Here is a 25,749-nt window from a genome sequence, read left to right as displayed (position 1 = left end):
CTCACCGATCGCGGCGCGCCGCGGCACCTCACTGTGCGGGGAGGTGCCGCGCCGCACCGCGTCCGAAGCGGCGGCGTACCTCGCGGGCGGTCGTGGTCTTCCCGCTGCCGGAGTTTCCCCGAATGATCACCAACGTTGGGGGCACGAGCTTCGTGGGGTTCGACGTCGTCATGGCGTGCTCTTTCAGGCGGTCGCGGTCTGTCGGGGCACCGTCGCGCCGGGTGCGGTGGTGTCGTAGCCGGCGGCTTGGAGGGTGAACAGCTCGGCGTACCGTCCGTGGGCGGTCATGAGCTGGTCGTGGGTGCCGGCTTCGACGAGGCGGCCGTGGTGCAGGACGTAGATGCGGTCGGCGTGGCGGACGTTGGCCAGCCGGTGGGTGATCAGGATGGTGATGCTCCGCCCTTGCCGGTCGCGGATGGCCTGGAAGAGGGCGTCCTCGGCGCGGGGGTCGAGGGCGGATGACGGTTCGTCCATGATGAGCACGTCGGCGTCGCGCAGGAACCCGCGGGCGGCGGTGATGCGTTGCCACTGCCCGCCGGAGAGGTCCTGGCCGCCGGCGAAGGTGCGGTCGAGCAGCGTCTCATACCCGTGGGGCAGCTCGGTGATCATGTCGTAGGCGACGGCCCGGGCGGTAGCGGCGGCCTCGGTGCGGGTTTGCTCGGCGTCGGTGGTGATGTCGCCGATGGCGATGTTCGTGGCGGCGGTGAACGGCCACCTGTGGTACTCCTGGGTCACCACCCCGATCCGGGCTCGTAGCGCATCGGTGCCCCAGTCGTCGGCCGTGCGGCCGTTGTAGCGGATGGTGCCGCCGGTGGGGGCGCGCAGGCTGGCGATCATGGTGGAGAGGGTGGACTTGCCGGAGCCGTTCTCCCCGACGAACGCCACCGTCTGCCCCGCCTCGATGGTCAGGGTGACCTGGTCGACGGCCGCCGTGTCACGGTCGGGGTAGCGCAGGCTCACCGCGTCGACTGTGATCTCCTCCAGCCGGTCCGGTGCCGGCGTGCCGACGGCGGGGCCGGTCCGGGTCGGCAGGTAGTCGGCCGCGCGGGTCATGAAGCCGGTGTAGTCGCGGAAGTGCTGCCCCTCGGTGTAGACCCGGTCGACCTGTAAGGTGACCACCGCAAGGGACCGTTGCGCGGGCTGCACGGCAATGACGCAGGTCGCGGCGGCGGCGAGGGGGATCTGCCCATCGACGAGCAGCAGACCGAGCAGGACGTAGACCGCAGCGGTCGCCACGCCGCCGATCATCGCACCGACGGTGGTGGTCGTGGTGACCCGCCGCGCCAGGGCGAGTTGGATGCCGGTCTCGACGGCCATGACCCGGTCGTACTGGTCGAGCAGGAAATTCCGTAGGCCATGACCGGTTCAGATGATCATCAGGGTGTCGAAGCCTTGATCGTCCGAAGTGAGTCATGCCCGCCCTGCCATCATCGCTGATCTCGTCCTTGTCCTGCGCACCGGCTGCCACGGTGCCCGAAACCGCTGCTGGGCGGGCCGCAGCGCTGGCCGACCTGCCGGATCCCCGCGCACGCCGCGGCGTGCGGCACCGGTTGGTGGTCGTGGTGACTGCGGCGGTGTGCGCCGTGGTGGCCGGTTACCGCTCCTACACCGCGATCGCCGAGTGGGTCGCCGACGTTCCGGCCGCGACCGCGCTGGCGTTGGGTATCGCCCCGGACCGCGTCCGTCGGAGACGATGATCCGCCGGCTGTTGCAGGCCATGTGCCACCCACTGCCGCGTACAGGCGCCTATAGCTGGGTCGCACCGGGTCGCCGTCCGTCCTTACGAGATGCCCTCGCGACCAGAAGAGCGCTCGCGCGCTCCTGCCTCGACCGCGTTTGAGTCCCCGGACCCGATCTCCGCCGAGGCAGAACTGTGTCCAATATCAAAACTATCGGCACGGATCCTCAATGTTAGCGGCAATCAGATGCTCACGGGGGTGCTCATTCGTCAGTAGGTGTGACACACGATCGAAGGGATGAATGTCATGAAGAGCCACGGTGTGACTGTGAAGCGGTGCGGTTGCCTTCACCCAGAGACCAACCGCCCTCTGGGCAAGGCGTGCCTGAAACTGTCGCAGCCCGGTCACGGGAGCTGGTACTTTCACTGCTCCACGCGCAACCTACTGGGCCAGGTCGAACGCGTCCGACGGGGTGGTTACGCGTCCGAGGAGGCGGCCCGCCGGGCACGCGACGAACTGCTGGCCTTGTCGCGAGAGGAACAGGCCGGCCAGTCGTGGACCGTCACCCGGTGGCTGCGGTACTGGCTCTCGACCCGCAAGCGAATCCGCCCCACGACGAAGATGCACTACACGCGCGACATCGAGAACTTCCTGATCCCCCACATCGGACATCTGATCCTCGGTGAGCTGAACCCGCGGCAACTCAACGCCGCGTTCGCGCAAATCGCCCTCACCCATAACCGGGCCGGACAGCCGCAGACAGCCAGCACGTTGCAGCACATCCACGCCACGCTGCGCGCGGCCCTGACCGGCGCCTACCGCGAGGGCCTCATCAAGGACAACCCGGCCGAGAGGATGGAGCTACCCCCGCGGGAACGCCCCCAGCCCGAGGTGTGGACCGAAGCCCGCATCGCCGAGTGGAAGGCCACCGGCGAGCGACCGACGGTCGCCGTGTGGACGGCAGCGCAGCTCGCCAGCTTCCTCGACTACGTCCGCGACGACACCCTGTACCCGCTGTGGTGGCTGATCGCGCTACTCGGACTACGACGCGGTGAGGCCGCCGGACTCCGATGGGCCGACGTCGACCTGCACGAGGGACAACTGTCCGTGGTCCGGCAACGCACGACCGCCGGCTACGACGTACACGAGGGCCCACCCAAGTCCGCGGCAAGCCGCCGCACACTCGCCCTCGACAAACACACCGTGCGCGTGCTGAGGCAACAACGCGAACGGCAGCAGCAACGTCGGACCAGACGCGTCGGCGCGGGCATGGTGTGCCACGACAGCGGCTACGTGTTCACCAGCCCCGACGGACTACCACTACACCCCGGCTACCTCACCCAACGCCTGCGCCTCCTGGTCAACCGCGCCGGACTCCCACCGATCCGGCTGCACGACCTGCGGCACGGCGCCGCCTCCCTCGCGCACTCCGCCGGCGTCGACATCAAAACCATCCAACACCAACTCGGTCACGCCAGCATCCGCCTCACCGCCGACACCTACACCACCATCCTTCCGCCAACCGCCCACGAGGCAGCCGAAGCCACCGCCTCCTACCTCATCGCTGCCGCCAAACCCGGCGCGGAAATCAAGCGGCAGATCGAACGCACCCGCGACACCCACCACGGGGAGGCGAAGACCCCGCCACGCCACGAATCGGACAGCGACAGGATGAAGGCCTGCCGACAGCGGAAGATCAAGCAACGGCGCAAAGCATCGCGGAGCCGCACCTACCGCAAGGCGAAGCCCAACTAATACCCGCGTGAACGCAACACCGATGACGAGACGCGGGCGAGTTCGGCACCTGCCCAACGCCCGGCGAGCGGCGGCAACCGGATCCAACAGCCGGTCAAGGTTGCAGCCGTTCGCCGGGCGTTGGCTTGGCCGTGCTCGTACCGGCGGTAGCCAACGACCTGTCGCGACCTGAGGAAGATTGATCACTCCTGCGCCGGGCGGCGGTGCGCCCACCGCCGGGGCATCGACGGAGGCTGCTCGGTGGCCCGCCTGGTCCTCGTCTCCAGCGCACAGCTTGCCCACGATCTCGATGGCGTCCTTGCGCCGTTCCGATCCGCTCAGCACGCCGAAGATGGTCGCGATGGAAAGAGGCAAGTTGAGAAGGTGCCGAACCGTTCGATACACAAGGTAGGCCACCCCCAGAGTCACAAGGGCGGCCGGGGGCAATTGACTGAGCAGATCCATAAGCCAGGCTGGCACGTATGGCCCCAAACGAGACATGGGAGCAGGGATCTACACGGCCGCTAGCTCCCGAAAGATGACGACCTTTACTGCTGGCCACGCCACAGGTCGCCGCCCGTGCGGGGCCAACCCGGGACGGCCCCGTCGAGGACCGATCCATCGATCAGGCGGATCTCGGCGGGCAGGTCGCCGTCGCCCTTGACCAATGGGAAGTCACGCAGCGTGTCCTGGATGACTGCGGTGACCGGCGGGATCCAGTAGTCGAGGTTGTGTGCGAGCAGCCGGATTGGCTCGTCTCGGCGGAACGCCGCGAGGCCGGAGCCCGAGTCGAGATGCCGCCAGACGGTGCTTGCCCACGCCTGTGACAGTCGCCGCTCGAAGTCATCTGACAGGTACTTGCCGATGTCAACGAATTCCATGCCGAAGGGCCACTGGCCGCGGCCGAGCAGCGGCAGGCCAAATCGCTCGCAGGTGCGGCGGTCCAGCAAGTGGTATAGGGGCGCGTACTCGTAGTACCGGGATGTCGTCCGGGGCACGAAGATGATGTTGACGTCGCCGCGATCGGCGATTCTGGCGAGGTCGGGCGTGAGATCCTCCTCTTCGTCGAAGAATCGGCGCCGAAACTGAGCGGCTTCCCACAGCTGGTTCCACTCATGAACAGCCAGGCTGCGCCTGAGCAACTGGTCATCGCGCACCTGCGGCCGGGGCAGGGTGATCGTCACATACTCCGGTGGCTGTGGCACGGTAGGGCGCACGATAGCCCGCTTGGTGAAGCCGGCCGACATGTTCCACAGCCGAGGGAACTCCTCGGCTGTGGCTTCGTCGCCGGAGACGAAGACCGTCTCGCGCTCCCACGACTCGATCTCCGCCGGCGTGGGCTCGCGATCGCCGTCGTCAGCAGCGTCGGTCGCGGGGATGTCAGGGTTGGGCAGCGTTTCCATCACACCTACCCCACGTCAGTTGGCCGTCGATCCGTTCCGTTCACGTGCAGCGCCTTCGGGCACAGAGCTCACGAGCCCAGACACCGGTATGGCCGTCTGGCGCTAGCGGTTCCGCGTAAGCCCGACCAAGTCAACCTTCACCGCCGCCCGCAGCTCCCAGCTTGACATCCAGTGCCCATCCGATAACGCTGTGCCGTGCGTGGACAGCCTCGCACTCCGATGCGTCCGCATGCCAACACACCCCCGTCCGCCGGGGTTACATGGATCGCGCCTCAAACTCGCGGAAATCATGTTGTCGCACCTGCCTTGGCCCCACAGCTGCTTTGGGGTTTCAGGGATACTGTTCGGATGAGTTCGGATCAGGTCACCGTCTCGGAAGCCGATGCGGAGGCCCCGCAGGACGAGGTTCTTGCACGGTTCTACCCCCAACTGTCGGCCGTTCCAGGTGCTGATGCTGAGGCAGTTGCACTTGGCGAACGCTACTGGGCCCTTAGCGGCTTCGATAAGACCTTTGATCCGCCCTCGGCTCTGTGGGCAGAGAAGACGACGGCGCTGTGTGCCGAGTACGGTGTTCCCAACAGTCGGATGTACGTGCATGCCGCAGCCGGGGTGCGAGCGGTCCTGCCCGCGATTCGTTGCCCATCATGCGATCAGCCGCTCTCGCTGAGATCTCGGCAGAACCTGGTAAAGCTGCTTGCCGGCGACGCTCCTGAACGATGCGTCGACTGCGACCAAGAACTGATCAAGGCTGTCGGGCGAGAGACCACGCCTGCGGCGACGCAGAAGCGCCAGTCTGCGCGCCAGGCCACCCGACGGCACGGGCAAGCGATACAGGTACAACGGCAGTGGACGGCCGCGCAGGCCGCCTACCTTGCCCAACGGTGTGCCGTCGACGTGGCTTCGGCACCCGACTGGCATGCAGTGCCGAACACCTCCCTACGTACCGAAGCGGCTGCGCTGGCGGCGCTTCGGCATGCGCCGAGCGTTACCCCGATTCCACCGATGGCCGCCTGGCCGGTACCGCTGGCCCCCCTCGATGATCTGACACCCGAGCTGCTCCGTGACTGCGATAATGCTGGATTCTTCGCGATCCACCCAGACTCTCCGTTGGCAGCGTTCGTGTGGACTCCGACCTTCGAAGAGGCCGTCGCCGAAGCTGACGGTGATCTGTCGAACCTCTCGCAGCCGACCTGGAGCCGTTACTACCTGTCTCTGATCTGCCGGTACGTGCCAGGCGGCCCGTCAGTCGGCACCACCGCAAAGAACCTCGACAAGCATCTACTCGGCCAGCTCAACCCGGCACGGCTGACCCTCGACCGGCGCACCGAACTGCTGGAACTCGTCCAAGACCTGATCGCCTGGGAAACCCGCCGCTACTTCGACTTCCAGCTCGAAGAACACAACCTGCCGCCCATCCCAGAAAACCACGAAGCACGCTTCGATGAAGTCGCCCGACGCCTTGCCGCAGTGCGGTCGCTGGCCGAGTGCTATCACATCGCCTGGACGATGGCCCGCGCCGCCGCCGCAACCGCCCAAGCTAAGCAGTTCGCGCCCAAAGCGAACATGACCACGCACGCCGTGAACCTGTTCGAGGACAAGGCAAGCCAGGCGATCGCGAACCCGGCTCTGTACTTCAAGCCCTACCGCGAAGACACGCGCGTCCCCTTGTCGGCACTGACCAGGACCGTGCTTATCAGCCTGCTGCATGCCGAGCCCATGTCGACAACCCTGGCCGACACGAACTCGATCATCTCCACGATGACTGCCGAGGCCGACCTGACTGACGATGACGACGGACCGTACACGGAATACGCCCGCACCATCTCGCGGCTCGATCCCGAGTACGACCTACACGCCATCTACGCCGTTCTCTGCCGCGAAAGCAGCAACGACGATCCCATCATCGCTGCTGCGGCCACCACCCTCGTCCTGGTTGTAGAAGACATGCGCATCGTCGCCAGAGACCTACGCCTATCACTCGCGGCGGCTGTCAGCTCCTGCAGGCTGCTGACCACTCGCACGCTCGTACCGGATCCTCAGGGCGAAAGCGACGTCACCACCAGCCAGCCTGTGGGGCTATACCTGGCACGCCTTATGCACCAGGCTGCCGTGGCCTTCGGGCGCGAATAGCCGAGCCCCCGGCACCCGGCCGAGGGCTTCGTGCTGGTTCGTGCCATCAGCCGGCCGGAACGTGTCAAGGGATTGAGGCCAACGGGAGTTAGGCAGCTTGTGGCACGGCTTTCGTTTGCTGGTCGGGATTGTTGATCCAGACCTGTTCGGGCAGGTCGAGGATCTTGGGTAGGGGCTGGGTGGTGCCGAACCGTTGCGGGTGCGCCCTCCGGGCTGCGGCGAGGGTGGTTTGGCGGTTGGCGCGGACGGTGTGGTGACGGTCGTGGTGGACGTCGGCGGGGGTGTGTAGGCCGATTCCGGTGTGTCGGTGGGCGTGGTTGTACCAGGTCACGAAGTCGTTCATGAACGCTCGGGCGTGAGCGAGGGACGCGAACCGGTCCGGGAAGACCGGCGCGTACTTCAACGTCTTGAACCAGGCCTCGCTGTACGGGTTGTCGTTGGACACCTTCGGCCGGGAGTGCGAGCGGGTGACGTCGAGGTCTTCGAGTAGGTCTGCGACCGATTTCGACGTCATCGACGTGCCGCGGTCGGCGTGCACGACGTGCGGGACGCCGTGGACGTCGAACACCTCGCGCATCATCGACTCGGCAAGGGGGCCGGACTCGCGGGCGTGCACACGGGCACCGACGATGTACCGGGAGTAGATGTCGATCATCACGTAGGCGTCGAAGTAGACGCCCTTGACCGGTCCGGCCAGTTTCGTGATGTCCCAGGTGTAGACCCGCTGCGGGCCGTCGGCGACCAGTTCGGGACGAGCGCGGGCTGGGTGCCGGGCCAGCCGGCGACGCTCGCGAACCTGCGCGTGCTCGCGCAGGACCCGATACATGGTGGCGATCGAGGCGACGTACACGCCCTGGTCCAGCAGCGCCGCGTAGATCTGGGCCGGGGCCGCGTCGACGAACTCCGGACTGTTTACCAGCCGCAGGACCTGCTCGCGTTCGGCCGGGGTGAGCGCGTTCGCCGGCGCTCGCCGCACCGGCGGCGCCGGTGTCGGCCGCCGCCGGTCGCGCTCAGCGCTGGAGCGGGCGATCCCGGTCAGCCGCTTCGCGTCCCGCGTCGTGACCTTCGCGCTGGTCAGCTCGTGGTAGGCGGCCATCAGCGTCTGCCGAGCCCGAACACGTCCGGATCGTCCGGCTCGCTCCTGGAGATGTCCTCCAAGAGCTCGCGCGCTTTTCCCATGATCGTCAACGCCGTCTCGGTCCGCGCCAGCTTCGCCTGCGCCAACTCCAGCTCACGGCGCAACCGGGCGATCTCGGCCTGCTCGGCGCTGGGCCGCCCGACCGTCTCCCCAGCCGGCTTGCCCTGCAACAGACCCGCGTCCCGAGCCCGGCGCCACTCCGACATCAACGACGAGTACAAACCCTCACGCCGCAGGAAAGCACCGCCCTCACCAGCCGCGACGGCCTGCTCATACCCGGCCAGTAACTCCAGCTTCTGCCCCGGCGTGAACGACCGGCGTGCCCGCGGCCCGCCCGAACGCGGACCCTTCTTCCGACTCATGACCCCATCCTGGGCCACCACGAAATCAACAGCAGTACTCAACGCATCTCGATCCTGAACTCGCCCTGTCCGGCGGACATGCTATGAACCGCTGGCCTCAACTCACCCTGACAGACAGGGGCCGGTAACCTGTTGAGTACCACCCTCACCTAGCACCGACACCTCCTTCTTGATCCGCCATGGGCACGTGTATGTCCCGCTCGCACTCGACTCGGTGGAGGTCGCGACGTAGACGTCGGCGTCCCAACGACCTGCTCCGCCCACCACCTCCCCTCGTCGGCCGGGTCACCGGCACCGCCGAAACGCTGGGTGTTCCGGTGCGCACGAGGTGTTCGGCCGCTGGATCCGCCAACCCGTCGTCACGTCCTGGGCGCGGTCATCAAGAACCTTTACGAGAACGAGGGTGGCTCACGACGGCCGCCCGGCCGACAGGTCGGACGGCGCGCAACCAGCACCGCCAACGTTCGTGGTAAGGCAGGAGATGCCCCGCCGTGTCGTCTCGGTCAGACCTGTCTTTGGGTGTGAAGCATCTGACGGGTAATCAGACGGATTTGGCCGCAGGGCTTCCTCCGGTGCACACCAAGCCAAGGCCGCTACCTGCGGAAACACGCCCACCTCCTTCTGGGCTTCCCATTTTCGCATCCAAGAATCCCATCCAGTGGGATCGTGATGCTCCGTGGCTGGTCGGCTGTCGAGAAGCCACCCGAGGTGCGCGACAGCGAGGAAAGGCCCCACCTGACCTGCGCAAACGTGGGTCAGATGGGGCTGCGGCTGCATCCCACACGTGACCCAAACGAAAGCAGGGAATATAGCCGACTGGCTATATTCCCTGCTTAAGTGGTGCGCCCGAAGGGACTCGAACCCCTAACCTTCTGATCCGTAGTCAGATGCTCTATCCATTGAGCTACGGGCGCTCACCGCTCGGCCAGTCTACACACCCGGCTTTCGCGCGGAGACTCCGGGATTCGAACCCGGGAGGGGCTTTAAGACCCCAACCGCATTAGCAGTGCGGCGCCATAGACCAGACTAGGCGAAGTCTCCCTGGTGGCCCGCAGACCACCGGGCCCGAGAATACAGGCCCGCACCCGCCTGGAGCAAAGCGACTATCGGAACGGGGGCCGCCGCACCTGGAAGGACCGCCCGGACCTCGTGGCCGGTCGCTTCCCACCCGGGAACTTTCCTGGTGTGCGGCACCCGAATCAGGGCTACGCTCCATCGGCATGGAGGAGCAGCCGCCGAGCGACCCGCCCCGCCGCGAGCCAGGTGAGGGAGCGCACCGACGCCGTCCTCCGCGCGCGACCTTCACGCCGCCCGTCTCTCCCGGTCCCGCCGCGGCCCCCGCCGACGCCCCACCTCCGGGCACGACTAGGTCACAGCCGCGCCGGGCCCGGGCGGCGGCCCCCACCGTACTCTTCCAACCGCCCGATCCCGACCGGCCGGCACCGCCGCTGCCGGCCCCCAGGTCCACCGCAGGCCGGCCGGCACCGGCCGCCGCCGGAGCTGCAGGGCTGCCTCAGCCGCTGGCGGGTACGGCCAGCCGAGGTGATCAGGCGCACAGCGGCGCCGACGACCCGCCGCCCTCGGATTCGGCCGGACCGGTCGCTCCGCGCAACGCCCCTGCCGGGGCTCCTGAGACGGACGTCACCGCCACCGGCTCGGCCGCCGGGGCGCGGGCAGCCCGGAAGGCCCCCGCGCGGAAGGCAACCGCGGCCAAGGAGGCCGCCGGGGCGACCCCGGCCGAGGGGAACACCGACCCGACCCCGGCCGGAAGGACCGCCGCGTCGAAGAGTGCCACCGCGTCGAGGCGGACGACCGCCGAGCCCGGGAAGATCGCTGAGCAGGGAGAGACCACCGAGCCCGAGGAAGCCACCGAGCCCGGACAGACCTCCGCCCCGAGGAAGGCCGCTGCCCCGAGAAAGGCAACCGCCCCGAGGAAGGCAGCCGCCCCGAAGGCGACCACCGGGGTCGCCCAGCCGAAGAAGGCCGCCACCACCCGGAGGAAGGCCACCCCGGTGGAGCCAGCCGCCCCGGAGGCGGCCACCCCCGCGCCGGCCGCCCCGGAGGCAGCTATCCCCGAGAGGACCAGCGCCAAAAGGACCACCGCCGAGAGGATCACTACCGAGACGGTCGCGCCCGCCGAGGCAGTCGCGCCTGCGGGTGCTCGACCACCCGGGCTTCGCCCCGGAGCTGCTGGCCCTGGCGGCGGTGCGGGCGCTGGGGCCGGCGGCGCACGACTGGGCCGTGTCGCTCCGGGACACCTACCCCGACGCGACGCCGGACGGGCTGGCCCGGCTCGCGACCCGGCGGTTCGTCCGGCTGGCCACGGCGGGCGGGGCGACGGCGGCGCTCGCGGGCCTGTTCGCGCCGGTCGCGGAGCTGGCGGCGGTGCTCTGGACGCAGGCCGGCCTGGTGCTGCACCTGGCGGCGGCGTACGGCCGGGATCCGGCCGACCCGGAACGGGCGGTGGAGCTGCTGGTGCTGACCCGGGTGCATCCGGACGCGGAGAGCGCCCGGGTCGCGTTGGCGGCGGCGGAGGAGGCGGTGACCGGCCCGGTCGAGCAGCCGTGGCCCCGGGTGGCGGAGGCGGCCTGGCGGTTGGCCGCCCCACTGGCCGCACAGGCCGGGGGGTGGCTGGGGCTACGGCTGGCGTCCAGGCTGGTGCCGGGCGCCGCGGTGCTGGCCGCTGCGGTGGGCGACTCGTCCGCCGCCGAGCGGTTGGCCGCCCGGGCGGTCACCGCCTACCGGCCACCGCACGCCCGCTGACGGCAGCCCCTACGGGATGGGCGGAGCGGAGCGGGGTTGATCGACCCGGGGTGCGGCATGTCGCGGTCTTCCGAGGACGGGAAGCGCCAGTGTGCCGCACATCGCGCCGCCCCACCCCCGGCCCGACCCGCCACGCGGGGGCCGGGTTGCGGGGCGGGCTCGTCAGAGCCAGTCGAACCAGGACCTCGGCAGGAGGGCGTAGCCGACGAAGGCGACCACGTCGAGCAGGGTGTGCGCGACGATCAGCGGCATCACCCGCTTGGTACGCAGGTAGAAGTAGGAGAACAGGACGCCCATCACGGCGTTGCCGACGAACGCGCCGAAGCCCTGGTAGAGGTGGTAGGAGCCGCGCAGGACGGCACTCGCGGCGAGCACCGCGCCGAGCCGCCACCGGAGCTGGCGCAGCCGGGTGACCAGGTAGCCGACCACGATCACCTCCTCCAGCACGGCGTTCTGCACGGCGGCGAGGATCAGCACCGGGACCGCCCACCAGACCTCCGGCAGGCCGGCCGGGACCAGGGTGGCGTTGACGCCGAGCTGCGCGGCGGCCCAGAACAGCGCCAGGCCGGGCAGGCCGACGAGCGCCGCCAGGCCGGCGCCCCGGGCCAGGTCGGAGCCGGGTCGGCGCAGGTCCACCCCGAGGGTACGGACGGGGTCGCCGGGGTCCCGCGCCAGCAGGTGTACGGCGAGCAGCACCGGCAGCAGCGCGAAGACGATGCCGAGCAACTGGTACGTCAGGTCGAGCCAGGAGCGGGCCGAGTGGGAGGTGTTCAGCGCGGCGGTCTGCTTCGACAGCGGCCCGGCGGCGGTCAGCTTCGCGATGATCGACACGAACGCGTAGACCGCCGACTGCCCGAGCGAGAGCCCGAGCACCAGCAACGTCTCCGTGCCGAGGACCCGGCGGGACGCCGGGCGGTTGAGCTCAACGGTCACCGCACCACTGTGCCCGACCGGAGGGCCCGCCGGACACGGGCCGAAGGGTCGGCATGAGGCGATCGCACATTCTGTGCGACCGGTGCGCACGCTCCGTGGACATTCTATGGGGGCCCGATCCGCCGTCAGGAGGAGGAGCGCCTTGGACAACGTCGCGCGGCTGCTGAAGGAGAGCTGGACCCTGGTCGAGGGGGACCGGGACCGGTTGAGCGGTCATTTCTACGCCCGGCTCTTCCTCCTCGACCCCGCGCTGCGCCCGCTCTTCCCGGCGGAGATGACCGGCCAGGGCGATCGCATCCTGGACGCGATCGTCACAGCGACCCAGGTGGTGGACGACCCGGAGAGCTTCGACGAGTACCTGCGCTCGTTGGGTCGGGACCACCGGAAGTACCACGTCGAGTCGGCGCACTACGAGACCATGGGCGTCGCCCTGCTGGACGCGCTGCGCAGCACCGCCGGGGACGGCTGGAACCTGGAGTACGACCAGGCGTGGCGGGACGCGTACGCGGCGATCGTCGAGAAGATGCTGGCCGGGGCGGCGGCGGACGAGAACCCGCCGTACTGGCACGCCGAGGTGCTGACCCACGAGCGGCACGGCCCGGACACGGCCGTGCTGACCGTCCGCGCCCTCCAGCATCCGCTGCCCTGGCGGGCCGGCCAGTACGTCAGCGTCGAGGTCCCCCGGCACCTGCCCAGGGTGTGGCGGACGTACTCGGTGGCGAACGCCCCGAACGACGACAACGTCCTGGAGTTCCACGTCCGGACACCGCCGGGGGCGGGCTGGGTGTCCGGGGCGCTGGTGCGCCGCACGAGGCCGGGGGACCTGCTCCGCGTCGCCGCGCCGATGGGGTCGATGATCCTGGACCGCTCCTCGGAGCGGGACATCCTGTGCGTCGCCGGCGGGGTCGGGTTGGCCCCGGTCAAGGCGCTGGTCGAGGAGCTGACCGGCTGGAACCGGACCCGCTGGGTGCACGTCTTCTACGGTGCCCGGCACGCCGGCGACCTGTACGCGCTGGACGGGCTGCGGGAGCTGGTGACCGTCCACCCCTGGCTCTCGGTCACCCCGGCGTGCAGCGCCGAGCCGGACTTCGACGGGGAGCGGGGCGACATCTCCGAGGTGGTGGCCCGGTACGGCCCGTGGACCGCCCACGACTGCTACGTCTCCGGCTCGGCCCGGATGGTCCGGGCGACCCTGCGGGCGCTCGCCGGGGACGACGTGCCGCCGCCGAACATCCGGTACGACACCTTCGGCGAGCTGTAGCGCAGCGGCCGTGCGGCGTCCGGCGAGCGCGCCGGGGCGCCCGGACGAGGACTTTCCTCCCCCCGAAAAGAGGACCGGGTCGCGTGCCCCCGCCCCCTGGGGCACGCGACCCGGTCCGCCCCCTCGCTCGTCGCTCAGTACCGCCAGGGGTTGCCGGTCTCGCGGTACTCCTCCACCGGCACCAGCGGCACGCCGGGGGGCATCCGGTCGACGTACAGCCGGCCCTCCAGGTGGTCGATCTCGTGCGCCACGAGCCGGGCCATGGCGAACTCGAACGAGGTGATGGTCCGGCTGCCGTCGCACTGCGCGTGCTCCACGTCGATCCGCAGCGGCCGGGGCACCAGCCCTCGGTGGTCGAAGAAGGAGAGGCAGCCCTCGTACTGCTCGTCGGTGTCCGGGGACGAGTCGACCACCCGGGGATTGAGCAGGATCACCGGTTCGGCGGACCGGGCGGGCGGGCGGACCACGGCGGCGGCCCAGGCGAGGCCGAGCTGGGGGCGGCGATGCCGACGCCCTTGCTGAACGGATGCAGCTCGTCGAGGCGGACCAGCGCCGAGCTGAGCCGGTCGACCACGTCGCGGGCGGTCGCCTCGTCGGCCGGCAGGCCGAACTGGCGGCTGGGCTGACGCAGCAGGTCCGCGCCGCGCTGCACGATGCCGAGCCCGCGCATCCGGTCGCTGGCCCGGACCCGGCCGCCGCCGACCGGCCCGCCCGGGTCGGACTCGGGTGGGCGGCTGCGGAACCGCCACTGCAACCGGTACCGGGCGTTGAGCGGTGGGTCCTCGGTGGCCCAGTCGAAGATCGCCCGGCCGCCGCGCTCGTGCCGGCTGATCGGGCGGCGCAGTGGACCCTCCTCGGCCGATAGCGAGGTCTCCACCCCCCAGACCTGGGGGTCCAGGTCCGTGGGCAGGTCCAGCCGGACCGCCAGGCGCCGGGTCGGCAGGCGTACGGCTCGTTGGAACCAGGGGCCCCACTTCTCCCGGCCGACGCGGTACGCGTACTCGATGGTCACCCGGTCGCCGGGGTAGAGCGGGAACCGGCCCTCGTCGTTCTCGAAGAGCAGCCAGATCTCCTTGAACGCGTCCCGGTCGTGCTTGGCCCGCCAGTGCATCGGCTCGGGCTCCCCGCCGTCGTACCGGTACGACAGCAGTTGCAGCTCGGCGAAGGTGAGCGGGTGTTCCCGGTGGTGCCGGTTCGACCGGCCGGGGTCGTTGGGGTACCGGTCGACGGCGACCCGGACCAGGTAGCGGGTCACCGGTTCGGTGCCGGCGTTGTACAGCTCCCGGCGGATGACGCACCGGTAGCCCTCGTCGGTGTGGGTGAGGGTGGCCAGCTCACGCTCCACGATCAGCCCGGTGCCGGGAGGCATCCACTGGCCGGGGGCGGGGTGGTCCCGGTGCGACGGGGTGGGGCGGCCGTGCCGCAGTTCGTCGTACTCCCGGAAGCGCTGCCAGATCGCGCCGCTGGCCTCCAGGACGGCCTCGGCCCGGCGGGCGAAGTCCTCGGTCGGCCGGTGCCGGCGCCCCTCGACGTGACTGATGTAGGACGGGTCGAAGCCCATCAGCGTGGCCAGTTGCTTCTTGGACAGCCCCCGCTCGGTCCGCTGCCGGGCGAGTTCGGCCGCGAACGAGTCGGCGGCCCGCTCGATGGGAGAGGTCGTCATCAGCTTCCTCAACGCCGGGGAGTATCAGTTTCACTTTCCGTACGTGAACGTGCACAGAAGTGGCACCTTGCCGACATTCGGCTTGACAAGTCACGCATGGGCGTCAATGCTCTCGCGGCCGGACCGGGCTCCGCCCGGCCGACGTTTCCGCTGCTCCCCGCCGGGTAGTACGCCGACACAGCCCTGCGAGCCGGGAGCCCGACGGAGTGACGGGCGCCTCCCGACCGCCGCCGGTCGAGACCTTCCCCACCCCCCGTTGCAATGGTTAGGCTAGCCTTAGTCCACGGCACGGAGCGTCGATCGGGGGGAGATGCGGTGACAGCGGTGATGCCCACGCGGGAGACCGCCACGCCGCTCGCCCCGGTGACCGCGACCCTGCACGCCATGTTCGGCACCGACGACCTGCCCGGGCTCGCGCCGGGCCTGCTGGTGACCGACGACCGGTGCGGCTGGGCACCGGCCACCACCCTGGTCGACGGGACCCGGCTGCCCGAGCTGCTGCACGCCGCCACCCTGCGCTGGGGCGGCACCCCGCACGCCTGCGCCGCGCTGGCCTGGAAGTCGTACAGCTACTGGGCGGCCCTGCCGGCCGTGCTCGGCTGGGCGGCGGCCCGCCGGGTGCCGCTGCTCGACCCGGCCGACGTGCTGATCCACTTCGAGGACCACCGCCCGCTGGTCACCCTCGGGCTGCGCCGGTCCACCGCCGTCGCGGTGCTCCCCGGCGACCCGCTGGCCCTGGCGGGGCTCCCGGAGGTCCGGGTGGTCGCCGACGAGGCCGCGCTACTGGCCGAACTGCGCGCCTCGCTGCTCGACGCCCACCTCGCCCCGCTGATCGCCGCCATCCAGGCGGAGGTCCGCATCGGCGCCCGTACGCTGCTCGGCTCCGTCGCCTCCGGCATCGCGCACGGCGTGCTGCGGGCCGCCGACGTGCTGCCCGGCCCGGCGACCCGACACGTCGAGACGCTGCTGCGCGCCCTCGACCTGGCGGACCTGGTCGAACTGGTACCCGGCCCGACCGGCGAGCCGACGGTCCAGCGCCGCACCTGCTGCCTGGCCTTCACCCTGCCCCGGCCGAAGGTCTGCCAGGGCTGCTGCCTCCGCTCCGCCTGAGCGCGCCGGGCCTGCCTGGTTGCCCCTGGGCAGCACGGCTAGTCCGTCAGCGGGCGGACGTCCCAGACCCAGACCCCGCCGGTGTACGTGGGGTGGATACCGGTCAGCTCGGTCATCCCCCGCCGCAGCGCGTCGGCGTGCTCGTGCGGGCCGAGCAGCACCACCCCGGCCCGCCAGTACCGCAGGTCCTCCAGCGCGGACGCCCGGGTCGGCGCGGTGACGGACGGGACCTGGCCGGTGCGCCGGATGGTGCTGAAGAAGCTGCTGGTGGGGCGGGGCGGGGCGGTGAACAGCGCGATCCGCCCCTGCGGCGCCCGGGGCCGGGTGTCCGGCCCGAGGAAGTAGCCCCGGGCCAGCGGCAGGTCCAGGCGGGTCTCCGCCGACCAGCGCAGCGGGTCGGGATAGTCGGTGTCCGGCAGCGGCAGGGTCACCACGCTGCGCCCGCCGGCCACGTACGGGCGCCAGGCGCCGGAGGTGACGAACTCGGGCACCGGGTCGAGCCGTACCGAGGGCAGCGGGGTCGGAAACGCGGGCAGCAGCGCCATGGTCAGCACGGTGGCGGTGGCGAACCGGATCTGCGGGCGGGCGGCCGGGTGCTCCCGGGCGAGCCGGCGGGCCCGTTCCGCGCCGAGCGCGAGCAGCACCCCGACGACCGGGACGGTCGCCAGCGCCCACCGGGTGGGCACCACCGAGTGCAGGATCGGCAGGTTCTCCAGGGCGGCCCAGGGCCCGGGAATCCCGGTCGCCCGGCCCTCGAACTGGACCTCCCGGCCGAGGGAGAGCACCGCGAAGAGCAGGCCGACCGCGGCGAGGCCGAGCACCACGGGGCTGCGCCGCAGCCACCACACCAGGGCACCGACCAGGACGACCAGCGGCCAGCCGAAGAAGCCGTTCTCCTCGGTGGGGTTCTTGACCAGCCGGAGGTTGGTCCGGGGGTCGCCGGCGATCGACTCCCGGCCGAACGCGGTGAACGAGGCGAGGTCGGTGCGGTAGCCGCGGATCAGCTCGGACAGCCCCTCGTACGCGCCGGGGCCGAAGAACTGCACGTACAGCGGGTACGCCAGCAGCACCGCGGCGAGGGCGGCGGCGACCGCCAGCCCGGCGAGGAACGGCCGGGCCCGCCGGCGCAGGTCCGCCCGGCCCAGGGCCAGCGCGACGACCACCACGCCGAGCCCGATGGCGGTCATCAGCAGGATCTCCAGGTTGATGAAGGCCTGCCAGACGATCACCAGCCCGAGCAGCACGCCGTTGCGCAGCCACCGGCCGCCGTCGGGCAGCCGCAGCGTGCGCCAGACGATCAGTGGCACCACGAACTGGCTGACGATGTTGGGGTGGGCGTTGGCGTGCGAGACCATCGCCGGGGCGAACGCGCAGAACCCGGCCCCGAGCCAGGCCGGCCCCCGGGAGCCGACCAGCACCCGGGAGAGGACGAAGTACCAGGCGGTCGCGGTAGCGATCATGCCGCCCGTGAGGAACACCAGGAAAGCGGTACGCGGCCCGAGCAGGACGGTGACCGGCGTCATTGGCAGGGAAATGGATAATACGGACGTGTTGGCCATGAGATTGACGCCGTCCGGCACATTCATCCGATCCGAGCCGAACGGATATGCAAAATCGGTCAGTACGCGCGCGCCATGCGCCATCATCCACTCGAAGAGCGCCTGGTCGGACCGGTTGTCCCGGACACCGTGCGCCGGGTTCAGCCAGAACCGGCCGGTCACCCAGAGGGCGATCAGCGCGAAGCCGAGCACGGCGAGGACGTCCGTCCAGCGTCCCCGCCAGGACGCCGCACCCGCGCCCAGCCCCTCGTCGGGCGTGTCCGTCGCCGGGGGCTGCGCCGCTCGACCCCCAGGCTCACCATCGGGGCGGCCCGTTTCAGGAGTAGTCATAACAATTCGTAGAGTAGTCAGGGTATGGCACTGACGTGACATGTTTCTGGGGACTGGCGTACTATGTGCCGGGTTCGCCGACCGCCGATCTCGTGCCCACCCCCGACCGCAATTCGGCCACCACGGTGCCCCGATTTCCCCACCGTCCGCTTCGGATGGTTCACTCTGTCGGTCCCGGGGCAGGTCGAGTCACACCGTGAGGAATCGACGCATGGCAGAAATCACTGGGGATCAGCGTGTCCAGTCCGAGGTGCTCGAAGGCCTCGCGACAGCGGTCAACCACCGCAGGTGGTTCGTCGAACTGGCCGTCCCGCACCTCGGTGACAACCCGATCGAGATCGGCAGCGGGCTGGGTGACTACGCCCTGGCGTGGGCGGACCACTTCCCCCGGTTCACCGCCACCGAGGCCGACCCGGACCGGCTGGTCGCCCTGAAGGAACGTCTCGCTGCGCAGCCGAACATCGAGGTCCGGCAGATGCTGCTGCCGCACTCCGAGCGCGGCGACTACAGCGCCGCCGTGTCGTACAACGTGCTGGAGCACATCGAGGACCACGTGGGCGCGCTGGCCAGCATGCGCGACCTGGTCCGGCCGGGCGGCGCCGTGGTGATCATCGTGCCGGCGTTCCAGTTCGCGATGAGCCCGGCCGACATCGCCACCGGCCACGTCCGCCGGTACACGAAGAAGACCCTGGCCGCCGCGATGACCGAGGCCGGCCTGACCGTGGAGAAGATCCACTACGCGAACGCCCTCGGCCTGATCGGGTACTTCATGGCAACCAAGGTCTTCCGGCTGATGCCGAAGGAGGGCCCGATGGTGAAGGTCTACGACACCCTCGTCCTCCCCGCCACCAAGGCCGCGGAGCAGAAGCTCCGCCCCCCGTTCGGCCAGTCCGTCTTCGCCGTCGCCCGCGTCCCCGCCTGACCCCAGCCGTCCCCCGCGATCTTGCACCTTCGGCCCGGGCAATCCGGGCATGAGCCGCGCGACGCAGGCCGCAGGTGCAAGATCGCGGGGCGGATGTTCAGTCCTTGACCTGGTACGTGGGGCGGATGACCGCGCGGGCCAGGGTGTGGAAGGCCAGGTTGAAGCCGACGTAGGCGGGGGTGGCGTCCCGGCCGACGCCGAGGCGCTCGACGTCGACGGCGTGCACGGCGAAGACGTACCGGTGCGGGCGGTCGCCGGCCGGCGGGGCCGCGCCGCCGAAACCGGTCGCGCCGTAGTCGCTGCGGACGCTGAACGCGCCGCCCAGGCCGCCCTCCTCGGCACCCCGGGGCAGTTCGGTCACGGCGGCGGGGACGTCGACCAGCACCCAGTGCCAGAAACCGCTGCCGGTCGGCGCGTCCGGGTCGAAGCAGGTCACCACGAAGCTCTTCGTCTCGGCGGGGAAGCCGGACCAGGCGAGCTGCGGCGAGACGTTCCCCCCGCCGACGCTGCCGTGGGCGTGCCGGGCGTCCATCGGCTCGCCGTTGTGCACGTCGTCGCTGGTCAGCGTGAACGACGCAACGGTCGGCAGCAGCTCGTACGGGTCCGGGGCGATCGGTCGTTCCAGGGTCATCGGGACGGGTCCTTCCGGTGGGCGCGGTTTCCTGCCGCCCTTCTTACCCCGCCACGACCCGTCAATCGACCACCGGCACGTCGGATCAGCGCGAAGGACCTCCGGATAGGGGCCGGCCGCCCGGGGAACCGGCGATACTGGGGAAGGTCGGGACGCTCGCCTGCTTCGACCGGCGTCGTCGTGGCCGGTGCCGCCTCACGGGCGATGTACAACCAGTAGTCGGACCCGGTGGAACGACCGCAGGCCCCCATCTGCTCTGCGACGGACACGTGGTCGTCCGTCAAGTCCTGAGGTGCTCCGGCCGGTCATCGGCCGAAGTAGCGGTGTCGTCCGACATTAATCAGCCACCTTCGAGGTGTGACGTCGAGAACTGGCTCGTGCAGCCCGCTAGTGCTCTGACCGGGAAGGTTCGCCGGGTTGGTGGTCGCGACGGTTGGATGTGCGGTGACGTCCGATCCGATCGCTGGAGGCGCGGTGGCTGAGCCTGTCCGTACGCAGACTGACCGACCAGGAGGGGCAGAAGCTGCAGCAGATCGTGCGCCGGGGTAGCACGAGTTCGGTGCGCTACCGGCGCGCGATGTGATCCACCGCTTCAACGAGATCGGCCTGACCTGCCTGGACCCTCAGTGGGCAGGAGGCCGTCCCCGCCTACTCAGTCGTGACGACGAGGACTTCGTCATCCGGACGGCCACCACTCGCCCCAGCAAGCTCGGCCAGCCTTCACCCGCTAAGGGCATCCGCTGGGGCGGACGCCCCCTCAACACCGCAGCCTGACCAACCGCGAACCGCAGCTCCCGAACGCCGAAGGGGCAAGTTCAGGAGAAGGACAGCGACAGAAGGATGACTCAGGAGACGAACGGCTTGATCTCCCCCGCGAACACGATGACCTGGTCGATGAGGCTCCGTCGCAGATGGACGACGTCCGTTCCCGCCAGGCGGGGGCCTCCATCAGGCGTGGTGAAGAGCCACTGGTACCGGGCCCATTCGTCAGGCATGTCCACCGCTGAGCAGCGCACCATCGTGCCGGTTCCCGCCGGGTGGCGCCGGATGTCCAGCACGAACCGCTCGACCGCCGCGATTCCTTCGCTGCGACCCAACGGTCCCCAGAAGACCACGTCTGAGGTCAGGGCCTGGGAGAGCAGGGCAGTCACAGAGCTGTCGTCCGAGGCGTTGAACGCGGAGATGAACGTGTCGATCGCGGACCGTGCGGTCTCTTCCTGCATGCCCTAGTAATACCAGCCGTTTCGCGTGCGCTCGTCCCACGAGCCGCCTTCCGATCACGGTGAACCATCCCGGTCACAGCACTAGGCGTGCGCCTTCGAGGCTACCGGCTCTCCGGGGCAGTCCGGGCTAGGGCCTCTTCTCGGCAACGAACGTCCCCCGTCCGGTGAAGGTCACGACGAGACCCCGATCCCGGAGCAGCCGCACCGCCGAGCGGACGGTGCCGCGAGCCACGCCGTACTCCTGCTGCAAGGTGGCCTCGCTTGGCAGCGGCTGGCGCGGCTTCAGCTTGCCTTCCTCGATCTGCTTGGCGAGAAGGTCTGCGAGCTGGACGTAGAACGGGATCGGAGACATCTCGTCAACCATGGTTGGACCCTATGGATGCGCAGCCTGGGCAGGAGGTCAGGTACAGGCAGCCGGCCCTAGGCAGGTCGGGCAGGCTGCACAGGCTATACAGGCAGAACGGGTTGGACTACCCTCGGTAGGTGTCTGTAAACCCGCAGTCCGGGGAGTAGCGCTGTGCCTAGGTTCAAGTGGTTCCAACGTCCTGAGCAGCCCGTTGACAACGTGAACGGGGAGCCGACCCCGCAGCAGAGCGAGCCTCAGCCGCCACCTGAGCCGCAGAGATACACCGCGCGTTCCCGCCAGGCCCCCAAGGACCACAACCAGGTGAAGGCCTGTCATGCACGTTGAGCGCCGGTCGGAGCCACCCTTCTCCGTCATCATGGCCGGCTACGTGATCGACTTTCATCACCGCAACGTGTGCACCAAGTGCGGCGACGACGGATGTCCACGGATCGTGGAGGCTCGCAAGACGCTTGAGGCCTGGCGGGACCGGAAGCCGCGACGTGAAGGCAGGTGATGTCCTACACATCACCCGGGCGGCCAGTGTCCAGTTCGTCACCCCGATCTTCTTCCGCCTCATCCGCGTCATGAACCTGCCGACGTACCACGGGTGGGCCTGGATCGAGGGCTACCAGTTAGACGAGCGGGGCGAGGCGATCGCCCAGCGTGAACTCTTCGTGCAGCCGGCCGGGCTTCGGAAGCTCTCCGCTCCCTCCCCGGGAGGCTCGATTGCCCTCTCGTGGGCGTAGGGAGCCTGCCGCCCTGCGGGGGTACTCCCAGGACCAGGAGGTGTAAGGGATCCGTGTCACCGCCCGGGTCCTGACCGGCTCCTGGCAGGACCGCGACGGCGCCAAGGCACCTGCTCGCCGCATACGAGGCCACTCCCATCCGGCACGTCTTCGCCGACTCCCCCGCCCGCAGCACTGAATCGATGGAGCGTTGGGCGCCCCGGAACCGGACCCCGGAGGCTGACCCGCCGCCGCTTCTTTGCCGCCGATTTGCCGCAACGAGTGAGACCGGACGGACCGGGTGAGAACCAGCGGGACTCTGCCAATGGTTACAGCCACGCCCCTGACTGGCGTTTTCGCTGGTCAGGAGCGTGGCACTGCCCAGGGAAGCGGAGGGTGTGGGATTCGAACCCACGAAGACATCGCTGCCTTACCGGTTTTCAAGACCAGCGCCATCGGCCACTAGGCGAACCCTCCCGGAACGCGCCTGGCAGGACGCGACCGCTGCCTAGTCTGCCAGAAGCCGGCCGGCGGATAAGCCGCTGTCCCACCGTGGCTGAACCGGCGACCGGATGCGGGACACTCCCGCCCTCGTGCTGACCAGCAAATCTTGGCCGCTATCAGCTCCACAGTGGCCGAACTGCCGGCCCACCGGCCCCCCGGCAGGGGACGGTGGACAATATCCGGTCCGCGCGTGGACGGAGATCCGGGTCGGGTAAGACTGGACCATGCACGCGATCACGATCCCGGAGCCCGGCGGACCCGACGGACTCGTCTGGACGGAGGTGCCCGATCCCGAGCCCGGCCCCGGCGAGGTGGTCGTGCACGTGCGGGCCAGCGCGGTGAACCGGGCCGACCTGCTGCAACGGCAGGGGCACTATCCGCCGCCGCCGGGCGCGCCCGCGTACCCCGGGTTGGAGTGCTCGGGGGTGGTCGGCGCGGTCGGCGCCGGCGTGACCGGCTGGGAGATCGGCCAGGAGGTCTGCGCGCTGCTGGCCGGCGGCGGGTACGCCGAACGGGTGGCCGTGCCCGCCGGGCAGTTGCTGCCGGTGCCGGCGGGCGTCGACCTCGTCGACGCGGCGGCGCTGCCGGAGGTGGCCTGCACGGTCTGGTCGAACGTGGTCCAGCTCGCCGGGCTGACCACGGGCGAGACGCTGCTGGTGCACGGCGGGGGCAGCGGGATCGGCACGTTCGCCGTCCAGCTCGGCGTGGCGCTCGGCGCGACGGTCGTGGTGACCGCTCGGCCGGCCAAGCACGAGCGGCTGCGCGAGCTGGGCGCCGCGCACGCGATCGACTACCGGGAGCAGGACTTCGTCGAGGAGGTCCGGCGGGTCACCGACGGCCGGGGCGCGGACGTCGTCCTCGACATCATGGGCGCTTCCTACCTGGCCCGGAACGTGGCCGCGCTGGCCACCGGCGGCCGGCTCGTGGTGATCGGCATGCAGGGCGGCCGGAAGGCGGAGCTGGACCTCGGCGCGCTGCTGGCGAAGCGGGCCTCGGTGGCGGCCACCGCGCTGCGGTCCCGGCCGCTGGCGGAGAAGGCGGCGATCGTCGCGGGCGTGCGGGAGCAGGTCTGGCCGCTGGTGGCCGCCGGGGCGGTCCGCCCGGTCGTCGACCGGCGGCTGCCGATGCCCGAGGCCGCCGAGGCGCACCGGCTGGTCGAGTCCAACGACCACGTCGGCAAGGTGCTGCTCATCCTCGGGTGACCCCGGCTCCGCACCCGGCGGGCGGGGACTGCTCGGCGGGAGGCAGCATGAGCCGGGCACCGGGACCCTCGCCCGACAGCCTGTCCCCGGGGTTGTAGAGGGTGCAGCGCTGCAACGACAGGCAGCCGCAGCCGATGCAGCCGTCCAGGTCGTCGCGGAGCCTGGCCATCAGCCGGATCTTCTCGCTCAGCCGGGCCCGCCACGCGGTCGACAGCTCCGCCCAGTCGTCGGCCGTCGGGGTGCGGGAGGCGGGCAGCGAGTCCAGCGCGTCGCGGATCTCCTCCAGCGAGATGCCGACCTGCTGGGAGATCCGGACGAACGCCACCCGGCGCAGTTCGGTGCGGGCGTACCGGCGCTGGTTGCCGCCGGTGCGGTCGGCCCGGATCAGGCCGAGGCGCTCGTAGTAGCGAAGCGCCGAGGGCGCGACGCCGCTGCGCGCGGCGAGCTGGCCGATGGTCAGGGAATCCCGCATCACGTCGCCTTGAGTTGAAGTGGACTTCAACTTGCAGGCTAGCGGCATGACCATCATGACCGCCACCACGCGGGCCGCCGAAGCCGGCCCGCCCGCCCCGCTCGGGCCCCTGCTGGAGCGGGTCCGCGCAGGTCGGGAGTTCGGCCCGAACGTGTACTCGACCCTCGACGTCCTCCGGGTGCTCTACGACCGGGTGCTGCGGATCACCCCGGCGACCGTCGACGACCCGGACCGGGACCGGTTCCTGCTCTCCAAGGGGCATGCCGTCGCCGGCTACTACGCCGTGCTGGCCGCGAAGGGCTTCGTGCCCGCCGACTGGCTCGACGACCAGGGCGGCCCGGACAGCCGGCTCGGCGACCACCCGGACCGGCTGCTGGTCCCCGGGGTGGAGATCGGCTCCGGCTCGCTCGGCCACGGCCTCGGCCTGGGCGCGGGCACCGCGCTCGGGCTGCGGGCCCAGGGCCTGACGACCCCCCGGGTGTACGTCCTGCTCGGCGACGCCGAGCTGGACGAGGGGTCCAACCACGAGGCGATCGCGTACGCGGGCGCGGTCCGGCTGGCGAACCTGACCGCCGTGGTGATCGACAACGACTCGGCCAGCCACGGCTGGTGCGGTGGGATCGCTACCCGGTTCACCGTCAACGGGTGGACCGCCGCGACCGTGGACGGGCGCGACCACGACGCCCTGTACGCCGCCCTCACCGGGCAGGACGGGAACCGACCGCACGTGGTCGTCGCGGTTGTCCGGGAGGGGGAATGACCATGACGACGATGCGGGAGGCGTTCGTCGACGCCACCACGGCGCTGCTGGGCGAGCAGCCGCGCACCGCGCTGGTGCTCGCCGACATCTCGGCCGCGGCGTTCGCCCCGGCCGCCGGACGGCACCCCGACCGGGTGCTCAACGTGGGCATCCGGGAGCAGTTGATGATGGGGGTGGCCGGCGGGCTCGCGCTGACCGGGCTGCGACCGATCGTGCACAGCTACGCCCCGTTCCTCGTCGAGCGGGCGTACGAGCAGATCAAGCTGGACCTGGACCACCAGGGCGTGAGCGCGGTGCTGGTCGGCATCGGCGCCTCGTACGACCGGGCCGCCGCCGGGCGGACCCACCTGTCCCCGGCCGACGTCGCGTTGATCGACACCCTGGCCGGCTGGACCGTGCACGTGCCCGGACACGCCGGCGAGGTGCCCGCCCTGCTGCGCGCGACGGTGGCCGGGGACGGTCCGGCGTACCTGCGGCTGTCGACGCTGGGCAACGACCGGCCGCGCGGCACGGACGGTTCGCTGGCCGTGCTGCGGGACGCGGGGCCGGGTGCGCCGCTGCTGGTGGCGGTCGGGCCGGTGCTGGACGCGGCGGTGGCGGCGGTGGCCGGCCTGGGGGTGACGGTCGCGTACACCCACCGGCCTCGACCGTTCGACGCGGCCGGGCTGCGGGCCCTCGCGGGGACCGAGGTGATCCTGGTGGAGCCCTACCTGGCCGGGACGTCCGCCCGGCTGGTCGGCGACGCGCTGGCGGACCGGCCGCACCGGCTGCTCGCGCTCGGCGTGGGCCGGGAGGAACTGCGGCGGTACGGCTCCGCGGCCGACCACACCCGCTGGCACGGGCTGGACGCGGCGGGCCTGCGCCGGTCGGTCAGCGACTTCCTCGCTGCGGGGCGCTGA

At 70.5% G+C, this 25,749-nt stretch carries 19 protein-coding genes, 3 tRNA genes and 5 pseudogenes; 12 read left to right on the top strand and 15 right to left on the bottom strand.

Going from position 1 to position 25,749, the window contains the following annotated elements; all coding sequences use genetic code 11:
• Positions 1-49 precede the first annotated feature (49 nt).
• Positions 50-172: pseudogene (locus OOK41_RS03460) on the bottom strand (kinase); the annotation flags it as partial.
• Between the two features lie 11 nt (positions 173-183).
• Positions 184-1,359: pseudogene (locus OOK41_RS03455) on the bottom strand (ATP-binding cassette domain-containing protein); the annotation flags it as partial.
• 110 nt (positions 1,360-1,469) lie between these two features.
• Between OOK41_RS03455 and OOK41_RS03450 the strand changes: the two are divergent.
• Positions 1,470-1,697 (top strand): transposase family protein, encoded by a 228-nt coding sequence (locus tag OOK41_RS03450; RefSeq protein ID WP_266262932.1) that lies wholly within the window; start codon positions 1,470-1,472, stop codon positions 1,695-1,697.
• A gap of 279 nt (positions 1,698-1,976) precedes the next feature.
• The gene (locus OOK41_RS03445; protein WP_266262931.1) at positions 1,977-3,434 is read left to right on the top strand and encodes a tyrosine-type recombinase/integrase; all 1,458 of its coding nucleotides are present in this window, start codon (positions 1,977-1,979) and stop codon (positions 3,432-3,434) included.
• A 527-nt stretch (positions 3,435-3,961) separates the two neighbouring features.
• Here OOK41_RS03445 and OOK41_RS03440 read toward each other — a convergent pair.
• Complete coding sequence (locus OOK41_RS03440; RefSeq protein ID WP_266262930.1) at positions 3,962-4,816, bottom strand: hypothetical protein; 855 nt, start codon at positions 4,814-4,816, stop codon at positions 3,962-3,964.
• A gap of 348 nt (positions 4,817-5,164) precedes the next feature.
• Here OOK41_RS03440 and OOK41_RS03435 point away from each other — a divergent pair, with 348 nt between their 5' ends.
• Positions 5,165-6,946, top strand: a complete 1,782-nt coding sequence (locus OOK41_RS03435; RefSeq protein WP_266262929.1) for a hypothetical protein — start codon at positions 5,165-5,167, stop codon at positions 6,944-6,946.
• 88 nt (positions 6,947-7,034) lie between these two features.
• On the opposite strand, the pseudogene OOK41_RS03430 reads toward OOK41_RS03435, so the two are convergent.
• The 4 genes and pseudogenes from OOK41_RS03430 to OOK41_RS03415 all read right to left on the bottom strand — a co-directional run bounded on the left by OOK41_RS03430 (position 7,035) and on the right by OOK41_RS03415 (position 10,547).
• A pseudogene (locus OOK41_RS03430) lies at positions 7,035-8,446 on the bottom strand (IS3 family transposase).
• Between the two features lie 838 nt (positions 8,447-9,284).
• Positions 9,285-9,360, bottom strand: a tRNA-Arg gene (locus OOK41_RS03425).
• A 36-nt stretch (positions 9,361-9,396) separates the two neighbouring features.
• Positions 9,397-9,487, bottom strand: a tRNA-Ser gene (locus OOK41_RS03420).
• A gap of 505 nt (positions 9,488-9,992) precedes the next feature.
• Positions 9,993-10,547 carry a hypothetical protein gene (locus tag OOK41_RS03415; RefSeq protein WP_266262928.1) on the bottom strand — a complete coding sequence of 185 codons (555 nt, stop codon included), beginning with the start codon at positions 10,545-10,547 and terminating at the stop codon, positions 9,993-9,995.
• A gap of 56 nt (positions 10,548-10,603) precedes the next feature.
• Here OOK41_RS03415 and OOK41_RS03410 point away from each other — a divergent pair, with 56 nt between their 5' ends.
• Complete coding sequence (locus OOK41_RS03410) at positions 10,604-11,209, top strand: hypothetical protein (RefSeq protein WP_266262927.1); 606 nt, start codon at positions 10,604-10,606, stop codon at positions 11,207-11,209.
• 162 nt (positions 11,210-11,371) lie between these two features.
• Here the strand turns inward: OOK41_RS03410 and OOK41_RS03405 are convergent, their stop codons facing one another.
• Positions 11,372-12,142 carry a CPBP family intramembrane glutamic endopeptidase gene (locus OOK41_RS03405; RefSeq protein ID WP_266262926.1) on the bottom strand — a complete coding sequence of 257 codons (771 nt, stop codon included), beginning with the start codon at positions 12,140-12,142 and terminating at the stop codon, positions 11,372-11,374.
• 142 nt (positions 12,143-12,284) lie between these two features.
• On the opposite strand from OOK41_RS03405, the gene OOK41_RS03400 reads away from it, so the two are divergent.
• Positions 12,285-13,403 (top strand): globin domain-containing protein, encoded by a 1,119-nt coding sequence (locus OOK41_RS03400; RefSeq protein ID WP_266262925.1) that lies wholly within the window; start codon positions 12,285-12,287, stop codon positions 13,401-13,403.
• A 134-nt stretch (positions 13,404-13,537) separates the two neighbouring features.
• On the opposite strand, the pseudogene OOK41_RS03395 reads toward OOK41_RS03400, so the two are convergent.
• Positions 13,538-15,066, bottom strand: a pseudogene (locus OOK41_RS03395) (peptide deformylase).
• 327 nt (positions 15,067-15,393) lie between these two features.
• Here OOK41_RS03395 and OOK41_RS03390 point away from each other — a divergent pair.
• Positions 15,394-16,176, top strand: a complete 783-nt coding sequence (locus OOK41_RS03390) for a ferric iron reductase (protein ID WP_266267723.1) — start codon at positions 15,394-15,396, stop codon at positions 16,174-16,176.
• Positions 16,177-16,214: 38 nt separating this feature from the next.
• On the opposite strand, the gene OOK41_RS03385 is transcribed toward OOK41_RS03390, so the two are convergent.
• Positions 16,215-18,065, bottom strand: coding sequence for a hypothetical protein (locus tag OOK41_RS03385; RefSeq protein WP_266262924.1), 1,851 nt, complete (start codon positions 18,063-18,065; stop codon positions 16,215-16,217).
• Between the two features lie 211 nt (positions 18,066-18,276).
• Between OOK41_RS03385 and OOK41_RS03380 the strand changes: the two genes are divergently transcribed.
• Entirely contained in the window at positions 18,277-18,987 is a 711-nt protein-coding gene (locus tag OOK41_RS03380; protein WP_117668267.1) for a bifunctional 2-polyprenyl-6-hydroxyphenol methylase/3-demethylubiquinol 3-O-methyltransferase UbiG, read from the top strand.
• A gap of 97 nt (positions 18,988-19,084) precedes the next feature.
• Here OOK41_RS03380 and OOK41_RS03375 read toward each other — a convergent pair whose 3' ends face one another.
• Positions 19,085-19,618, bottom strand: coding sequence for a YbhB/YbcL family Raf kinase inhibitor-like protein (locus tag OOK41_RS03375; protein ID WP_117668266.1), 534 nt, complete (start codon positions 19,616-19,618; stop codon positions 19,085-19,087).
• Positions 19,619-20,092: 474 nt separating this feature from the next.
• Here OOK41_RS03375 and OOK41_RS31850 point away from each other — a divergent pair.
• Positions 20,093-20,338, top strand: a pseudogene (locus OOK41_RS31850) (helix-turn-helix domain-containing protein); the annotation flags it as partial.
• A 125-nt stretch (positions 20,339-20,463) separates the two neighbouring features.
• On the opposite strand, the gene OOK41_RS03370 reads toward OOK41_RS31850, so the two are convergent.
• Together OOK41_RS03370 and OOK41_RS03365 are read right to left on the bottom strand one after the other, a co-directional pair.
• Positions 20,464-20,841, bottom strand: a complete 378-nt coding sequence (locus OOK41_RS03370) for a nuclear transport factor 2 family protein (RefSeq protein WP_117668265.1) — start codon at positions 20,839-20,841, stop codon at positions 20,464-20,466.
• Positions 20,842-20,968: 127 nt separating this feature from the next.
• Entirely contained in the window at positions 20,969-21,205 is a 237-nt protein-coding gene (locus OOK41_RS03365) for a GntR family transcriptional regulator (RefSeq protein ID WP_117668264.1), read from the bottom strand.
• Positions 21,206-21,687: 482 nt separating this feature from the next.
• On the opposite strand from OOK41_RS03365, the gene OOK41_RS03360 reads away from it, so the two are divergent.
• The gene (locus OOK41_RS03360; protein ID WP_117668263.1) at positions 21,688-21,933 is read left to right on the top strand and encodes a hypothetical protein; all 246 of its coding nucleotides are present in this window, start codon (positions 21,688-21,690) and stop codon (positions 21,931-21,933) included.
• A gap of 369 nt (positions 21,934-22,302) precedes the next feature.
• Here the strand turns inward: OOK41_RS03360 and OOK41_RS03355 are convergent.
• Positions 22,303-22,389, bottom strand: a tRNA-Ser gene (locus OOK41_RS03355).
• Between the two features lie 251 nt (positions 22,390-22,640).
• Here OOK41_RS03355 and OOK41_RS03350 point away from each other — a divergent pair.
• Positions 22,641-23,618 carry an NAD(P)H-quinone oxidoreductase gene (locus OOK41_RS03350; RefSeq protein WP_266262923.1) on the top strand — a complete coding sequence of 326 codons (978 nt, stop codon included), beginning with the start codon at positions 22,641-22,643 and terminating at the stop codon, positions 23,616-23,618.
• Here the strand turns inward: OOK41_RS03350 and soxR are convergent.
• The gene (gene soxR / locus OOK41_RS03345) at positions 23,605-24,090 is read right to left on the bottom strand and encodes a redox-sensitive transcriptional activator SoxR (RefSeq protein ID WP_266262922.1); all 486 of its coding nucleotides are present in this window, start codon (positions 24,088-24,090) and stop codon (positions 23,605-23,607) included. The genes OOK41_RS03350 and soxR overlap by 14 nt on opposite strands.
• Before the next feature lie 46 nt (positions 24,091-24,136).
• Between soxR and OOK41_RS03340 the strand changes: the two genes are divergently transcribed.
• Both OOK41_RS03340 and OOK41_RS03335 read left to right on the top strand, forming a co-directional pair.
• Complete coding sequence (locus OOK41_RS03340; RefSeq protein ID WP_117668260.1) at positions 24,137-24,850, top strand: transketolase; 714 nt, start codon at positions 24,137-24,139, stop codon at positions 24,848-24,850.
• An 11-nt stretch (positions 24,851-24,861) separates the two neighbouring features.
• Entirely contained in the window at positions 24,862-25,749 is an 888-nt protein-coding gene (locus OOK41_RS03335) for a transketolase family protein (protein WP_266267722.1), read from the top strand.

Source organism: Micromonospora sp. NBC_01655, from assembly GCF_026339755.1.
Lineage (GTDB): Bacteria > Actinomycetota > Actinomycetes > Mycobacteriales > Micromonosporaceae > Micromonospora.
The sequence above is the reverse complement of the archived record's forward strand: the minus strand, read 5'-3'. Positions and strand labels throughout refer to the sequence as shown.

Excerpts from the sequence above, each read along its gene's own strand:
- OOK41_RS03365 (WP_117668264.1), bottom strand. The coding sequence starts at position 21,205 with ATGGTTGACGAGATGTCTCCGATCCCGTTCTACGTCCAGCTCGCAGAC.
- OOK41_RS03435 (WP_266262929.1), top strand. The coding sequence starts at position 5,165 with ATGAGTTCGGATCAGGTCACCGTCTCGGAAGCCGATGCGGAGGCCCCG.
- OOK41_RS03370 (WP_117668265.1), bottom strand. The coding sequence starts at position 20,841 with ATGCAGGAAGAGACCGCACGGTCCGCGATCGACACGTTCATCTCCGCG.
- OOK41_RS03350 (WP_266262923.1), top strand. The coding sequence starts at position 22,641 with ATGCACGCGATCACGATCCCGGAGCCCGGCGGACCCGACGGACTCGTC.
- soxR (WP_266262922.1), bottom strand. The coding sequence starts at position 24,090 with ATGCGGGATTCCCTGACCATCGGCCAGCTCGCCGCGCGCAGCGGCGTC.
- OOK41_RS03445 (WP_266262931.1), top strand. The coding sequence starts at position 1,977 with ATGAATGTCATGAAGAGCCACGGTGTGACTGTGAAGCGGTGCGGTTGC.
- OOK41_RS03440 (WP_266262930.1), bottom strand. The coding sequence starts at position 4,816 with ATGGAAACGCTGCCCAACCCTGACATCCCCGCGACCGACGCTGCTGAC.
- OOK41_RS03390 (WP_266267723.1), top strand. The coding sequence starts at position 15,394 with ATGCCCACGCGGGAGACCGCCACGCCGCTCGCCCCGGTGACCGCGACC.
- OOK41_RS03340 (WP_117668260.1), top strand. The coding sequence starts at position 24,137 with ATGACCATCATGACCGCCACCACGCGGGCCGCCGAAGCCGGCCCGCCC.
- OOK41_RS03335 (WP_266267722.1), top strand. The coding sequence starts at position 24,862 with ATGCGGGAGGCGTTCGTCGACGCCACCACGGCGCTGCTGGGCGAGCAG.
- OOK41_RS03380 (WP_117668267.1), top strand. The coding sequence starts at position 18,277 with ATGGCAGAAATCACTGGGGATCAGCGTGTCCAGTCCGAGGTGCTCGAA.
- OOK41_RS03375 (WP_117668266.1), bottom strand. The coding sequence starts at position 19,618 with ATGACCCTGGAACGACCGATCGCCCCGGACCCGTACGAGCTGCTGCCG.
- OOK41_RS03385 (WP_266262924.1), bottom strand. The coding sequence starts at position 18,065 with ATGACTACTCCTGAAACGGGCCGCCCCGATGGTGAGCCTGGGGGTCGA.